The sequence below is a fragment of the Pseudomonas sp. JL23 genome (genome assembly GCF_056933585.1).
On record NZ_CM167795.1, the window covers coordinates 3,563,630 to 3,578,925 of the forward strand.

14 protein-coding genes are annotated in these 15,296 nt (G+C 55.7%); 7 read left to right on the plus strand and 7 right to left on the minus strand.

What is annotated here, in order from left to right:
* Positions 1-59: 59 nt before the first annotated feature.
* The 7 genes from tssG to AC1Z24_RS16595 all read right to left on the minus strand — a co-directional run bounded on the left by tssG (position 60) and on the right by AC1Z24_RS16595 (position 6,764).
* Entirely contained in the window at positions 60-1,148 is a 1,089-nt protein-coding gene (gene tssG / locus AC1Z24_RS16565; RefSeq protein ID WP_483741778.1) for a type VI secretion system baseplate subunit TssG, read from the minus strand.
* Positions 1,112-2,944, minus strand: a complete 1,833-nt coding sequence (gene tssF, locus AC1Z24_RS16570; protein WP_483741779.1) for a type VI secretion system baseplate subunit TssF — start codon at positions 2,942-2,944, stop codon at positions 1,112-1,114. The genes tssG and tssF overlap by 37 nt, the downstream gene beginning before the upstream one ends.
* 16 nt (positions 2,945-2,960) lie before the next feature.
* On the minus strand, positions 2,961-3,440 hold the full coding sequence (gene tssE, locus AC1Z24_RS16575) for a type VI secretion system baseplate subunit TssE (protein ID WP_483741780.1): 480 nt from the start codon (positions 3,438-3,440) through the stop codon (positions 2,961-2,963).
* Positions 3,441-3,598: 158 nt separating this feature from the next.
* Positions 3,599-4,102 carry an Hcp family type VI secretion system effector gene (locus AC1Z24_RS16580; protein ID WP_483741781.1) on the minus strand — a complete coding sequence of 168 codons (504 nt, stop codon included), beginning with the start codon at positions 4,100-4,102 and terminating at the stop codon, positions 3,599-3,601.
* 67 nt (positions 4,103-4,169) lie between these two features.
* A complete protein-coding gene (gene tssC / locus AC1Z24_RS16585) occupies positions 4,170-5,663 on the minus strand; it encodes a type VI secretion system contractile sheath large subunit (protein ID WP_483741782.1) in 1,494 nt (497 codons plus the stop codon).
* Positions 5,660-6,166, minus strand: coding sequence for a type VI secretion system contractile sheath small subunit (tssB, locus tag AC1Z24_RS16590; RefSeq protein ID WP_483741783.1), 507 nt, complete (start codon positions 6,164-6,166; stop codon positions 5,660-5,662). The genes tssC and tssB overlap by 4 nt, the downstream gene beginning before the upstream one ends.
* Before the next feature lie 34 nt (positions 6,167-6,200).
* On the minus strand, positions 6,201-6,764 hold the full coding sequence (locus tag AC1Z24_RS16595; protein WP_483741784.1) for an outer membrane protein assembly factor BamD: 564 nt from the start codon (positions 6,762-6,764) through the stop codon (positions 6,201-6,203).
* Between the two features lie 539 nt (positions 6,765-7,303).
* Here AC1Z24_RS16595 and tssJ point away from each other — a divergent pair.
* From tssJ to AC1Z24_RS16630, 7 genes are all read left to right on the plus strand, one after another.
* Positions 7,304-7,858 carry a type VI secretion system lipoprotein TssJ gene (gene tssJ, locus AC1Z24_RS16600; protein ID WP_483741785.1) on the plus strand — a complete coding sequence of 185 codons (555 nt, stop codon included), beginning with the start codon at positions 7,304-7,306 and terminating at the stop codon, positions 7,856-7,858.
* A 96-nt stretch (positions 7,859-7,954) separates the two neighbouring features.
* Entirely contained in the window at positions 7,955-9,301 is a 1,347-nt protein-coding gene (gene tssK / locus AC1Z24_RS16605; RefSeq protein ID WP_483741786.1) for a type VI secretion system baseplate subunit TssK, read from the plus strand.
* Positions 9,298-10,074 (plus strand): DotU family type IV/VI secretion system protein, encoded by a 777-nt coding sequence (locus tag AC1Z24_RS16610; RefSeq protein ID WP_483741787.1) that lies wholly within the window; start codon positions 9,298-9,300, stop codon positions 10,072-10,074. Before tssK ends, AC1Z24_RS16610 begins: the two co-directional genes overlap by 4 nt.
* Positions 10,075-10,085: 11 nt before the next feature.
* Positions 10,086-10,544: a contractile injection system protein, VgrG/Pvc8 family gene (locus AC1Z24_RS16615; RefSeq protein ID WP_483741788.1), complete on the plus strand. Its 459-nt coding sequence runs from the start codon at positions 10,086-10,088 to the stop codon at positions 10,542-10,544.
* The gene (locus tag AC1Z24_RS16620) at positions 10,544-12,832 is read left to right on the plus strand and encodes a type VI secretion system Vgr family protein (RefSeq protein WP_483741789.1); all 2,289 of its coding nucleotides are present in this window, start codon (positions 10,544-10,546) and stop codon (positions 12,830-12,832) included. Before AC1Z24_RS16615 ends, AC1Z24_RS16620 begins: the two co-directional genes overlap by 1 nt.
* Before the next feature lie 24 nt (positions 12,833-12,856).
* Positions 12,857-14,071, plus strand: coding sequence for a DUF2515 family protein (locus tag AC1Z24_RS16625; RefSeq protein WP_483741790.1), 1,215 nt, complete (start codon positions 12,857-12,859; stop codon positions 14,069-14,071).
* A 3-nt stretch (positions 14,072-14,074) separates the two neighbouring features.
* Entirely contained in the window at positions 14,075-15,286 is a 1,212-nt protein-coding gene (locus AC1Z24_RS16630; RefSeq protein WP_483741791.1) for a hypothetical protein, read from the plus strand.
* Positions 15,287-15,296: the final 10 nt, after the last annotated feature.

A 15,296-nucleotide genomic window follows, 5' to 3' on the forward strand; every position in this document is an offset into this window, starting at 1 on the left:
CTGATTCATAACGTTATCGCCGCACGACTTGCAGCAGCGGTGTCATCTATTGCGGCGATTCAATGCAATGTGGTGATTTGATAGCGAGCGTCTGCACGATCCTCGACAACCTTGTGAGTGACCAAAAAAGCATCCCACCCCAGCCTTCCGCTGTTCGTCGGCATCAGTGCCGTGCCTTGCACCTGATCAGCACGCAGGATCAAGCAAACCTCGTATTCGAAGCTGCCGCCGGCCATCAGCGTCAGCCATTTACACAGGGCAATAGCCGCGCTGGAACCAGGCAGAAAATCATCGAATGACTCGCTACTCAGCGGCCCTACCCACAGACGCAGCTTCAAGTCACGTTGCCAGACCCGCTCCCCGACTAATGCATTTCGGCCCAGCGTCAGGTTATTCATGCCCAAATGGGAGCGCTGTTCCTCCGGCACCGGGTGCCATCCCCCCATCAATTGCTCGATCCTGAACGGCACTCGGAAGTACTCGCTCAGCACCTGTTGCAGGTAGGTGGTAGATAAAGGTCGATGCCTGATCGCAGCGCAGTAAAAGGCCATTGCCTGATCAGGGACGTCACCACTAGCGGCAAGTGCTTGCGCCTTCTGCGGGTCAAGTCCCAATCCCGACAAGGCTTTTGCCAACGGCAAGAAGCGACCCTGTCGGTCTAGCTCGTACTGCAAGGCGAGCCGGTATTTTTTCCACGCGCCATAGAACAACGCCACTGCACGATTGGTAAAAATATCCAGGAAGGCCTTGGCAGCCCGATCCCGCTGGTACGTTTCGCGTTCGCTCAAACGCTCGGTATAAGTCAATGGCAGTGCGCCATTACCCCCCAACAAGCCGAAGAAAGACGGCGTCAGTGCAACCGAATTGATACGCCCTTCATGAATGGCCGACCAGGTGTCTACACCCACCCTTCCCAACTCGGGGTCATCAACGACAGCATCCAGGCGTTCGATCTCGCTCGCTGGAAATCCGAGATTCAGGGTGTTGAGAAACTGCAACCGCTTGCCGAGCACCTCCGCCGGACGATCTCCCTGACGCACAAACACATGCTCCAGCACCCTTACGGCCTGGAAGAACTGAAAACGATAAGGGTGTTCGATCAGCTGCCCGATCACACCAGGATCGAGTCGCCGTTTCGAGGTTGGCATCGCAGGATCTCCTCCCCGCTGTGCATCGACACCAGCACAAGCTGGGTGAAGCTGTTGGCATGAACGTAAAGACCGAAAAAGTGATCGATCACTTGCGCAAAGATGTGCAGCCCAATGCCGACAAAGCTTTCCTCGTCGATCACCAGTCGGATCTCGGTACCACGAGCCACGCTCGCGAAGTATTTGCCCGGTAGCCACGCCGTGACAGGCCGATGGGTTAGCTCGACGATGCCAGCAATGTGCCGTGCCGAGATGGCAGAGCGCTGTAAGTCATACAATTTGAGGACTTCACGAAAAGCCGCCGCGCCGCCTTCAACCAGCGACAGATGATTCAACGACAGGTGAGATATCAGCCGCCAATGGGCGCCACGGTCACGGCTGAAGCGCAGCGGTGAAGTTGGTTTGCGCAGAAGACCCACGCTTTGCGTACCGCTGCCGCCCTCGACGGTCAGGTCACCACCCGCCACACCGTAGGCCAGGTGCTCAGGCAGGTCTCGATTACTGCAGGTCAAATCCAGACTAAGGGATGCCGTGCCAGGTGCTGTCGGATCGAAATGAGTGTCCACAATGGTCAGTTGCAGCTCATGACCAGGGCTGCGCTCAGCCAGGCTCTCGTCGAGGTTGCTCACCCAATACAGGCCATTGCGGTCGACACTTTCACCATGGTGTAACGAATAGAAAGGGCGGATCTGCGACTCGGTATCCCGATGTCCCGACGTCAGTGTGCGAAACACGCTGTCGATGGAGTGCACCTCAAACGAAGAGGCCCCCTTCCCATCTGCCAACACCGAGTAGGACGCCTGCTTATGTGACACCGTGATCGGCGTGCCCTTCATGGGGAACAAGTTGACCACTGGGGTGCAGTGCAGGCGAAGGTTGTTGCGGCTAAGCCCGTTCAGCAGTCTTGCCGTCGCGGAGTCCGCCGCGATGTCCTGCACAATCAGATGCAAGGTGAAACGGCCTCCAATGTGCGCCGCGCCGCGCAGGTCACAATCAAAAAACCCAAACTTTTCCGGGAATGCAAAAAACTCGGTAAGCAGGCGATAGGCGGGGTGAGCTCGTGCGGGCCAGTCAATCAGCGCTTCTTGCGGTGTAAAACCGGCAACTCGCAAAGGCGAGCTCTTGAGTAGCTGCCAGCGACTGTCCTGCGCCCCTTCCACATATGCCTGGCAAACTTTGAGCGCGAGCACATCACGCAGAGCGGCACAAAACGACGGCTCGCCATCGGTGTAAAAACGCAGTTCATCAATGCCCAGTTCGCCAATTGAGGCGTGGGACGACTTCAACTCGAACTCAATTGAAATCTGCGCGCTTGCCTGTGGAGGCAACTGCGCGTAGCGCGGTGCCTGCGCAACGGCCTTGAATTGCGCTTGAGCTATACGCAAAGGCGTCAGCTGTACCTCGTACACCGTCCGGAAACGGCACTCTTGGCTCTTCACCACCCGCGACTTGAGCTGCGTAGCGCGCGGGATTGCTTCACAGCCGGACAACTGACTGGCTGCACCGTCCATATCGAACTGGACAATCGAGCAAGAGGGAAACGGGCGCAGGTAGTGGGGATACAAAACCTCCAGCAAGGCTTCGGTGAACTCCGGATAGTCGTCCTCGATTTTTTTCGAGATCCGCGCACCCATCAATGCGAACGACTCGATCATGCGCTCGACATGCGGGTCTTCACTGACATCCCCGGCCAACAACAGACGACCCGCGATCTTGGGATAGCGCTCAGCAAATTGCTTTGAATAGCTTCTCAAGAAAGCCAGCTCGCGCTCGTAATACGGCAGCAAATCGTCCATTACAGCGGGTCTACTCTCATAGCGTGCGGTTGGTTTTACTGACGCGGTATTGCAACGTGCTTGGCTGCAATAACGCGTCAAAGCTCACGGGTTCACGTGAAGGATGCACGATCAACATGGCGCTGATGGAAAACCGTAGCGCACCCATGGATCGCTGATTGGCGCCCAAGGAAACACTGACATCTTTCAATCGGGTCTCATGCAGGACAATCGTCTCTTCCAGCGATTTACAAATAAACGCTCGGTCTACGGAACTGGCCAGGCTTCGGCTCGAAAAATCCCTCAAGCCAAAGGTCAACACCGATTCCGCACAGTGTTTGAATTCAGTTAAGGCGTCTTCGTCCATGACGAAACGACTGTTCAGCAGCGACTCCACGTCTGTCGCAACAGACGCTTTAAATTCCTCGAGCGTGTGCCGTTTGAACCGCCCTTGGTTCAAGCGCTGAGGTTCATCGTCAAACAACTTTTCCAGAAGGCTGGGTTCGAAACCTCTCATGTCCAGCACTCCTTTTTAGTAACCCCATTTCAACTCCAACTGCCCATCGTCTACCCACTTTTAAACAGTTCAAACCGGACTCGAAAACTGGCAAAAACTCATCAGTCCAGTGGGAATAAAACCATGCACGCAGCTATAGCTGCGGGCATGGTTAAATTTTAAACGGTGTAAGTCTTATTGTTTTTAGCCAGGCTCCAAGCGCCTTGGGTAATACCACCTTGGCCGCCGGCGATTTGTTGCTTGGTGTATTTCCACTCTACCGCTGCATATTTCAATGCAAAGGTTTCAGTCGGCGCGCCTTCGGCGCCAGTGCTTGGGGAGATACTGGAGATGATTACATTTTTAAGTTTGATCTCCATGTATTTGACGCGTTTGTCATCGCCGTCCGAACGCAGGAAGTCGATAGTAACTTCAGCATAAGTAGTACCGCCGGATGCAGCTTCGTACAGTTGCGGGCTGGTGACATCCATGCCTTTCAGGAAGACCATGTCATCATGCTCGCAACGCTCAGCAGTATGGCCACCTGCAGTAGACGCAGTAGCAGACTTTGGCTGGCGGATGGTGTGCTTCCAGGATTCAATTTCGATCCAGTCTTTATGATCGACGTCCGATGACTCGCCTTTCAAATCTGGGCCGCTAAATCTAATGTAGATATCTTTCATTTCTTTTCTCCGTAAGTACCGCTTGTGTTTAACCGGACATCGCGTCGCAAAGTGCGAGCGCTAAAAATCATGACTTCAGGCCAGCTGGCAATTCCGCCACAAGACGCAGCGAAACCGAGAGTTCATCGAGTTGATAATGCGGACGCAAAAACGCTACGGCTCTAAACGCGCCAGGGCGACCAGGTATTTCTGAAACCTGGATATTGGCCTCGCGTAAAGGAAACTGCGCCTTGGCTTCTTGTGTTGCGTTGTCGTTCAGTAACACGTACTGGCTTATCCAGGTATTCAAGAACGACTCAACGCTGGACACCGAAGCGAAGCTGCCGACCTTGTCGCGCATCATTGCTTTGAGGTAGTGCGCGATGCGAGACACCGCAAAAATATATTGCAATTGCGATGACAGCAACGCGTTAGCGTTAGCCCCGTCGGTGTTGTATTTACGCGGTTTTTGTACCGACTGCGTCGCAAAAAAGGCGGCGTAGTCGGTATTTTTGCAATGCACCAACGGTATAAAGCCCAGATCACTCAGCTCTTTTTCACGTCGATCAGTAATAGCAACTTCAGTCGGGCACTTGAGCGCGATCTCGCCATCATCGGTATTAAAGACATGGGTTGGCAGGCCTTCGACAAGACCGCCGCCTTCAACCCCCCGAATCGCCGCGCACCAGCCGTAGTTTTCAAATGCCTGGGTTAGACGTGCACCGAGCGCATAGGCAGCGTTACACCACAGGTATTTCGAGTGATCACTGCCATCGACGTCCTCAACGAACGGAAAGCTATCGATGGTGATCCCATCCTTCGGGTTATAAGGCAATCGACCCAGGAAACGCGGCAGTGCAAGACCGAGGTATCGAGCGTCTTCGGAGTCGCGCAGCGATTTCCACTTCGCGTATTCGACAGTGTCAAATATCTTGGCCATGTCACGAGGCTTGCCCAACTCGGCAAAGCTCTCCAGACCCATCAGTTCAGGCGCGGCGGCGGAAATAAACGGTGCATGCGAGGCTGCAGCGATGTGCGACATCTGCTCCAGAAAATACAGATCCTCCGGCTGACGAGTAATGGAGAAATCACCCAGCAATGCGCCAAAAGGTGCCCCGCCAAACGTACCGAACTCTTCCTCGTAAACCTTCTTGAACAAAGCGCTTTGGTCAAACTCAAGCGCTGACTTGAAATCGCGCATCAGTTCTTTTTTCGAGGCGTTAAAGACCTTGATCTTGATCATTACGCCGGTCGACGTCTCGGAGAGCAAGTAGTGCAGGCCGCGCCAGCTGGATTCCAGCTGCTTGAACTCCGGAGCATGCATCACCAATGAAAGCTGTTCGGAAAGCATTCGATCTATGTCCGCAATCCGCGCATCCAAGGTGCGCGTGAGGTTGTCGGACATCACGACCGTCCCCTCAAGCACTTCTTTGGCGAGCTCGGAAATCAGGTCTCGAGCGCGGTGATGCTCGACGTCGGATTTGGCGACCTTGCTTTGCTCGACAATTTGGTCAAGCAGGCTCACTTCTGCCTGCGCCGACGACTCAGAGCTCAATACATCTTGAGCAAATTCGGCGCTCATACAGTGCCCTCACCAGACTCTTTTCGGATTTTTTCCAGTTGCTCGGTGTTGTTGAGCACCTCAGCCAACAGGTCTTCAAGCTTCTCGTTACCCGCCAACTTGTTGCGCAGGTCAGCCAGCTTGGTTCGTGCCTCATACAACTTGCGCAACGGATCGACATTCTGGACAACAGCTTCAGGCCCAAAGTCTTCCATCGACTTGAATTTCAGCTCAACGCCAAACTCGCCTTCGCCAGTCAGGCTGTTCGCCACTCGATAGGTCGCTCGCGGCGCCATGGCCTCCAGCACTTCATCGAAATTGTCGGGATCTACCGAGACAAACTTACGGTCACGCGGCCGTGGCAGGGGAGCCTCCGGGTTTCCGGAGAAATCACCCAGCACGCCAACCACGAAAGGCAGCTCCTTCTGCTCGATGGCGTCACCTTTTTCGACGTCATACGTCAGCTGAATCCTGGGTGCTCGCACCTTCTGCAGGCGCTTTTGAACACTTTCCTTTTTAGCCATGGCTAGTTCTCGTCAGTTGCAATGTGGGTTCAGCTCAGTTGGAATCCGGCAGGCTTTGAAACGGGTTGTTGCTGGCAGGAGCTGGCACCGGCTTGGCCGCTGCGGGCTTGCGCTTTACCGGGGCAGGCTTAGGCAGCAGGGCCTTGGCGCCCAGGGTTTCACGCAACTTCGCGGCGAGCTTTCGGGCTTCGGTATGGACAGGCCCGTTAACGTCTTTTTCGTCACGCAGTCGCGACAGCGACTCCACTGCAACGCGCAGGCCGGCGACAGTCAGAATGCTCTCTGCACGCACATCACCAGGGGCGCGCTGGAGCGCTTCCTGTGAAGCGAGAATGGATGCGCCGTAGTTTTCGCTTTCAAACTCAACCTCGGCTTTACGCAGCCATGGCTCTTTACGGGTTGGCTCAAGCCTGGAAGCCTCTGCCAGAAGCGTTCTGGCCTTTTCCATATTTCCTGCATTGATACGCTCATCAGCCTGGAACATCAGATGCTCAAACGTAGCCACCGGCTGTTCCGTCGCGGTTAAAGCGCACCCGGAAATACCGAGGACACAGGTCATCAGCGCAACAAAACGAAGATTCATTACTTTTTCGGACATACATCACTCTCACAAAAAACGCATGAAAGACGGGCAGCTCGAATAAAACAGAGAGCGCCGTCCATCTGGAACTAATTTTCGAGAATTTATAGGAGCGGAATCACAATGACAACTTGCCAAGGTCACAAAATTTTAAAAAAACACGGCACTACGAAATTAAAAAACAATTCCTACATCAATACAGGAATAGTCCTACACGATATGAATCCACGTATTACAAATTTGATCATCGCTAGCAAACTGTCTTACTCTATAATCTTCTTCGCCGCACCCAGTTCATATATTTTTATTGCTTCGGCCTGCTCGACAGGAGATACATTCAGACTTGCTAAACTTGCTGCGTTTCTGGTCTGATACCGCATCTGACGACTAGCCATACTCCTTGATGGCCTGTGAAATCCATAGCTCAGCGGCATGTGTTGATAATGATGCTGTTCAGCATTTTTCCCTATGGACGACATAGCGTATTACTCGAATAGTTAACAGTTTCCATCTGCTCTAAAGAAGCAGGGTTCTCGCACCTAAATTCAGGAAATACAGTGCACAAAGGCATCTATTACACAGGTCTTATGGCTTCGGTTGGCGCGCTGCTTATGATCGGCGGCTGTGCAACCGAAGAAGTGAAGGTGGAGTCTTATTCCGTCCCGCTGCGTCTCCATGCCGGCGCAAATCTAAACCAGGGCAACTACAAGCAGCCCCTCGCACAGGTCATCAAGATTTACCACCTGCGCGCCATTGAGCGGTTCGAACAAACCCCGTTCGACAGTTTCCTCAATACCGAAGAGGAAGAAAAAGCCTTGGGCAGTGACCTTCTGGATTCGCGCGAACTCCTGCTGGTACCTGGCCAGCACTATGAAACGCAGGAAAACGTAAGCCTCGAAACGCATTACATCGGCGTTGTTGCCTTTTTCCGGCAGCCTGCGCCGCAACGCTGGCGATTCGTTTACTCGACCAAGGACTCTGAACTTACCGGTATCACCCTTGGCATCCACGCTTGCGCCTTAACGTCCACACAAGGTGCGCTCGTCAGCAAAATCGCTGGCAACCCAGAGTCGCTGGTCGCCGTGAACTGCAATCGCGCGGGCGGGAAATAGCCGTATGTGTTGTATCGGCGTAAAGGCAAATAAACGGCACCACACCCCCCCGCTCGCTAAATCGGTCGGGTTTGTCACTCAACGGGAGCTACGTCCTTGAGCAACTCTGCAAAAATCCTCTGGGGCGAGGGTCTTTTTTTACGCCCTCAGCTTTTTCAACGACAAGACGCTTATCACGAGTTCAGATTGCGTGAAGTCAATCAAGCGTCGCACCCCTATGCCTGGGGTATACGACAGTTAAAGCTGGACGTCCCAAGCCTCGCCAACGGGATTTTGCGCATCGTTGAGGTCTCGGCGATCTTCCCGGATTGCGAAATCTACTCAGCGCCTGATCTGTGCGAACTGCCGGCAGCTTTGGATTTGAATAATCTTCCGACCTCGACGGGAGAGGTCACGATCTACCTCGCTTTGCCCTACATTAAGCCCTATGGCTCCAATATTGCTGCCGCCGAAAAAAGCGGATCACCGAGTCGTTATCAACAAAAAAATAGCCAGGTACCGGATTTATTCACCGAAGCTGCCGAGGGCGAAGTGGCCTACCTGATGCCGGCGCTCAGGTTGCTCACCGATGACCAACAGCGCGAAGCGTTCTCATGCTTACCGCTGACTCGACTGCGCCGTTGCAGTACGGGAGGCTTTGAAGTTGACGAGGCATTCCTTGCGCCTTCTCTCTCCATTGAGGCAACCCCCGTTCTGATGCTGGAGCTGCGCCGATTGCTTGAGTCGTTGGTTGCCAAGACGCAGGCCCTACAGGGCAGCCATCGCGAGCCGTCGAAAGATGTCGTTGAGTTCCGTGCTGGAGACATCGCCTCGTTCTGGCTGTTGCACACCACCAACACTGCCTGCGCCAGTTTGATGCATCTGCTCCATCATCCGCAGCTACACCCGGAACGCTTGTATCAAGAGATGCTGCGCCTCGCGGGTGCACTGATGACGTTTTCAAAGTCCCATCAGTTGTCGGATCTGCTTGCCTACGAGCATGCGAATCCGGGGCCAGGCTTCAGCTCGGTGTTCACCATCGTCCGTGCATTGGTCGACACCGTCATTTCGGCCCGTTATTTCAATATCCCACTGACCCAAGTAAAGCCTGCCTATCACCAGGGCCGTATCGACGCACAGCGGATAGACGAAAACGCCGCGTTATACCTCGGTGTCAGCGCAAGCCTGGCGGGTGCCGAGCTGGCTGAGATCGTGCCACGCACCTTCAAAGTCGGCGCCCCCGATATCGTTGAGCAATTGGTTTCAGCGTCCATGCCGGGCGTCACGCTGACCTACGCCCCACAAGTCCCGGCGGCGATCCCAATCAGGCCGGGCATGCTGTATTTCGCCATCGAATCGCGCGGTGAAACGTATGAACACATGCGTAAAACCCAGACGGCAATGATCTTCGTGCCCAACGGGCTTTGCGAACTGAAACTTGAATTGATAGCCCTCACGACATGATTACGCATTCAACAGTCTTGCAATCACAAAGCGCCGTCATCGGCACCCCGGCATCGCCCGGCACCCATCGGAACAGTCTGGTTGGTTTGATGGCCGATGGGTTTTACATGCTTTTGCTTGTACAGCGTGGGCAGATGCCTCCTGAACGAGACAAGTTCTGGGACGCGATTCTTAAGTTCCTCGGCGACATGGAACGCAAGGCAACAGAGGCAGGCGTCAGCGCTGAGGATGTTTACGCGGGCAAATACGCGTTCTGTGCCGCCGTTGACGAAGTCATCCTCTCGTCGCCACCCAGCACTGTGCGCGACCAGTGGCAACTGCGACCGCTTCAATTGTTTTTGTATGGCGATCAATTGGCAGGCGACCTGTTCTTCACTCGCCTTGAAGAGCTGCGGGGCCAAGGCATCGTCCGCCTCCAATCGCTGGAGGTTTATTACCTCTGCCTATTGCTCGGGTTCCAAGGCAAATTTCGTATAGAAGGTGCCGAAAAGCTGGGCTATTTAGCCGCCCGCCTCGGCGACGAGTTGATCTATCTCAAAGGCAAGCGCACTACCTTTGCCCCCCATTGGGCAGCGCCTGACAGCGTCAGACACCCGTTGCGCCGCTATGTACCGTTGTGGTTGCCAGCACTGCTACTTGGCGTTATCGGCCTGGTCAGCTACAGCGGTTTGCGCCTGTCACTGAGCAATGAAACTGGGCAGCAAATGGCCGGCTATCACGAAGTCATCAAGATGCCGTCCCGCACCGCCCATCTCACCATCACCCTGCCCTGAAGGTTTTGCCCATGAACTCACCGGCCGACATGGATGCCGCTTCCTGGCGAAAACTGCTGTCCCAGAACAACCGTTTCATCAATCTACAGACCGCCTTGCCCGATGCATTGTTGGTCGAGCGCCTGCATGGCATTGAGGGTCTGAATCAGGAAGTGGACTTCACCCTCGATTGCGTCTCGGCGTCGGCGCATCTTGACCTCGCCGCGCTGGTAGACCGGTGCGTCGATCTGCAAGTGGTGATGGCCGACGGGCGTTTACGGTTGTGGCAGGGCTTGGTGGTTGAAGCGGGTCAGCAAGGCAGCGATGGCGGGCTGGCGCGCTATCGTTTGCAGGTGGGCAGTTGGCTGAGCCTGCTCAAGCAGCGCCGCAATACCCTGATCTTTCGTGACATGGACGTGTTGGGCATCGTTGGCCAGGTGTTTGCCGACTACCCGCAGGCCAACTGGCGGCACCAGGTCAGCCAGAGCTGATGCCTCGCATCATTTGCACCCAGTACCGGGAAACCGATTTCGAGTTCGTCACCCGTGTGCTGTCCGAAGAAGGTCTGAGCTTTCGTTTTGAGCACGCCGATACACCGCTGCGAGACCGGGATGGTTTGCCCAACGGCCGCGCCGCACTGGTGATTTTCGATCGCCACAGCCCGTGGCCGGAAGGCGATTCGCTGCCTTTCACGCGTATTGATGCCACCGAAGCAGGTGACGGCATCAGCCGCTTCAGTGAAGAGGTGCAAGTGTGCAGCGACAGCGCCACGACCACCCGCTGGAATCCGACCCTGATGAAGGCTATCTCGGGCAGCGCTCAGCACACGCCAAGCGAGAATGCCCCGGCGTTGCCGCCCCTTGAGCTGTTCGACGTTGAACCACCGCTGCCCTTCAGCACCTCCGAGCAGGCCGATTTGTGCGCTTCACTGTTATTGGACGCGGCCCGCCTGCAAGCGCATCTGTATTCGGGCGAAGGTGCGATCAGGCAACTTCAGCCCGGCCCGCGCTACACCCTCACCGGCCATTCGGGCTATGCCGGGCAGGCGTTTATTTGTCTGCGCGTGACCCACAGCGCCATCAATAACCTCGGCGTGCTGGCCGCCCAATGTCTGCGCGAGCCTGGGCTGGAAGCGGGCAGTTATCGCAACCGTTTCACGGCGGTTCCCGCTGGCACGCGGGTGGTGCCAACACGTCTGCCGCGCCCATTGGCCGCAGGAGTGCAAAGCGCCCTCGTCGTCGGCAACGCCCCGCAGGTCATCACCAGCACCCGCGATCATCAGGTGCGCGTGCAGTTCAGTTGGCAACGGGGCGAAAAACCGCTGCACGGGGGTTTGCAGCACACCCACAGCAGCGCCAAGCCCGAGGGCCATGCGCCGGGCAATGAAAGTTCCGGCAGTTGGGTGCGCGTGGCAGAAGACGCCGCAGGCAACAACTTCGGCCAGCACTTCACGCCCCGCATTGGGGCCGAAGTGCTGGTCGGGTTCGCCGATGGCGACATTGATCAGCCAAGCATCATCGGCCAGTTGTACGGCGGGCAGGATCTACCGCCGTTTGCCGCAGGCGTCGATGCCTCGGCCAACCATCCGGGCACGTTGTCTGGCCTGCAAACCCGCAACCTGGATGGCACGGCCGCCAGCCAATGGTTGCTCGACGATGCCAGCGGGCAACTGCGACACGAGTTGCGCAACGCCACCGCCGACAGCCATCTGGCCCTCGGCTATCTGATCGAACAACACGGCGCCGAGCGCGGCACCTATCGCGGCCAGGGCTTTGTCGAATCCACCGACGCCTGGGCTCAGGTGCGCGCCGAGCAGGGCTTGTTGCTCTCGGCCAGCCCGCGTAGCGGCGCGGTGTCGACGCAGTTGGACATCAGTGAAGCCCACGCGCAGTTCAAGGGCGCAGTCGCCACCGCCGAACGCCTCGATCAGGCCACCCAACAGGCACACGCGGGCGCACTACAGGCCAACCTCGCCCAGCGCGAACTGGCCGACGCCCTTGACCCGGCACAAGACGCCCATCACCCGGCGCAGGTCAACGGCCAAAACGCCACCCAGCCCAACGGCACGCAACGCGACGGCGGCGACCCGGTGCCCACCTTCAACGCCCCGCACATCGTGCTGGAAACCCCCAGCCACCTGAACCTGACCACGCCCAACAGCAGCGTGGCGTTTGCCGCTGAACACCTGCACCTTACCGCCCAAAAAGACGGCCACTTCAGCGCCGGCCACACCCTCGCCGGCGTCAGCGGCGACAGCCTGCAATGGTTCACCGCCGCAGGCGGCGCCAAGGTCATCGCCCAGCACGGTGACGTCAGCGTCCAGGCGCACAGCGACGCCCTGGAAATCCTCGCCGACCAAAACCTGACCCTGACCGCCACCGACGACAGCATCGAGCTGCTGGCCAAGGACAAAATCGTCCTGCAATCGGGCACCAGCCGCATCACCTTGCAGGGCACCGATATCACCATTGAGTGTGACGGCGCGTTCAGGGCGCAGGGTAAGCAGCATCCGGTTTTGGGTGGGGCCCGTCACGCCCTCAACAGGGATGTATTCGCACCGACGACGGCTGCCACTGAACTGGGTTTTGTCCTGAAGAACGCAGGGGGCGAATCACTGCCGCAGATGGATCAGCTGCTTGATATCCGCCAAGGCGACCTGCGCAGTCGCACAGCGAGCGATGCAGACGCCAAGACCCGCCAGCATTACGCCCCCGATCCAGAGCCTGCGCAAACCCAGTTGATGTACCCGCAAAACACCGCCGATCACGAATCATTCTGATCCGCCAGACAGGAGTCTTTCATCATGTCCAATGCATCACTGCCACCGCCGCCCAACGTTTGGTGGGTCGATACAGAAGAAGGTGTCACCTACGTCAAAGGCCGGGTTTTGGCAAAAGGCATGACCCGCGCAGAGAAGGGAGCCACCGATGATGCCATTGTCACCTGCAATGATTTATGGTCATTGATGCAGGCCAAAAGTATCTCCTTGTTGGCAAAAGATCATGTGCTGGTCTCTAAAGTGCTGAACAGGGCCAAGCGCACGGCCGGCAACTACGCCCAATTGTTTCTCGACGATGAAGGTACTGATAAACAGGGCCGTTTTTATTGGGCCGGGCTGGCCGCATTTGCTGCCAAGCAAGTGGTGGACGGGATCGAGTTTGCCGAAATCAAATTCCCGTCATTGGTAGGCCAGGCCCGCCTGATGTCCCGCGTGACGTATTATTACCTGCTCAAGGGCAACTTCTGGGTGTTTCTCGAAATCACGCCCTGGATGCTGTATTGGCGGCAGTTCGGCAGCAAGAACTTCTTCCGGGAGGTGGACTGCCGCAACGTCTCGACTTATGACCCGGTGATTACCGCTCAAACCGAAAGCATGCCGTGGGCCAAGGGCGAAAACACCCAGTTGCGCCTGGACCTTGAGGAGAAAATGCGGCTCATGGAGTTCAGCCACTTGAGCTGGGAGTTGAACCTGACCGACGAGAAAGGCGCACTGGCTGAAATGAATCAGTGCCAAGCAACGGATTCTTTGAAGAAAGGATTCCGCCAAATCGAAACATATGAACTGACGGAGCTTTCAGCGCCGAAAGAGAGTAAGGAAGGACTGGCTTATAAGGCCGCAATGCTTTTTTTAGAGCATGAGCAAACCCATCACTTGCAAGCCATGGTCTACGCCCATCCTGAATTCAAGTTTGCCATTTTGAATAATGACTTCGGTCGTCTGCTTTTTAATTTCCTTGATGCCAAGGACCCCGAACTGGTCTTCAATGCCGCACCGATGATCACCCGTGAGATTGAAGTTGAAGAACTCTACCCCTACGGACTGACGCAGAAGGATGTCTCGGTCAAGATGGAGTTGAAAGACGGCAGGCTATACAACACGAAAGACAGGATGGGGTATGTTAAAAAAATCCTTGACCAATACCATCTGTTAATGACGGAGGGGCGTGACTTTGAGGGGCAGTACCGGCTTTACATGATTAAACAGATGCAGACCATCGCCGCCTGGAAGGATGCCTGAACCATGTATAAGCGAACTCGCTATCGAGCGCTCGGCGCGGGCCTTTTTCTCATTTCAATGTGGGTGTTGGCGGACTTGCTTCTCCTTACTTCACCGTCGTTATTTGTGCTGCATTCGGCGTACTCACTGCTTTCAGCTACAGGAAAAAATATGACTCCGCATACCCTTTCTTTTGTGTTGGGCGAGCGCGGCGATGACATTGTTAAACGCTCAAACTTCCCCATCAAACGCTCAGGCGTTAGCTCCATGTTGCTCTACGATGCAAGTAATGTTCAATATCAGCTAGCCGATCCAAAACACGGACTGCTGTTTCCAACTGCCCGTTATGTCCTGTTTAACGATGACGCACGCGACACCTATGGCATTGGCTCGGTGAAAATGTCTATCGATTTGCCGGATGGGCCTGAAGTCAATGACCCCGACGACCCACGCATTGAAGCTTACGACCGCGAGGTGTATGCCTTGGTGATGGATGTACAACAGCGCATTCAATCTGCGGGATGGCAGCGGTTCATCATGCTAAGTGACCCGCGACTGATCGGACGTGCAACCTACAACTTTAAAACTGGCTACTTACAGGAGCCCAGTATTGCCAATTTGGTTCTGCACTCCCCATTTCTGGCCGATCCTGATTACCGCCTAACGTGGGAGGATTGGCAGAACTTGACAGAGGGGTTCATTTGGAAGTGGCAAGTAGGCGGAATGCGCTTGGAACTCAGCTACATGCCTTCTTTTTATAATGATCCCACTATTTCCCATACTGCTAATCTGGACATCAAACTCCAGACTGCTGCCAACGTGACCGGCGCCAGCCATCCCAATGAAGCTACCCGCGCCAAATACGCGAACTCCCTTATGGACGCTTTGTCCCTCCGTATTAAGTACGAAGAACAGGCCCGCGCAGCAGGCCTGAAAATTCTGGACAGTTATCAGGACCCCACCATGGTCAAGGGCATTCCGATCCCCTCCATGGAGAGCGCGGCACAATATGTCGCGGCAAAAGCACTCGCGGCGCTGAAACAGGAAAAAGCAAATCAACCGCTGCGCATGGCCTCAAACGAAACATGCCCCAAAACCGGCTGGTGGTTTAGCCCTGCCAGTGCCAATTCGCGGCGTTACTTCAGGGAAGGTGCAACGTTTCCAAAGCTGGAAAGTGACTACGGCCTGACATTTTGGCTGTGGAGCCCAGACCAGTCCATTCCGTCTCTCAGGTAGTTTTTGTTTT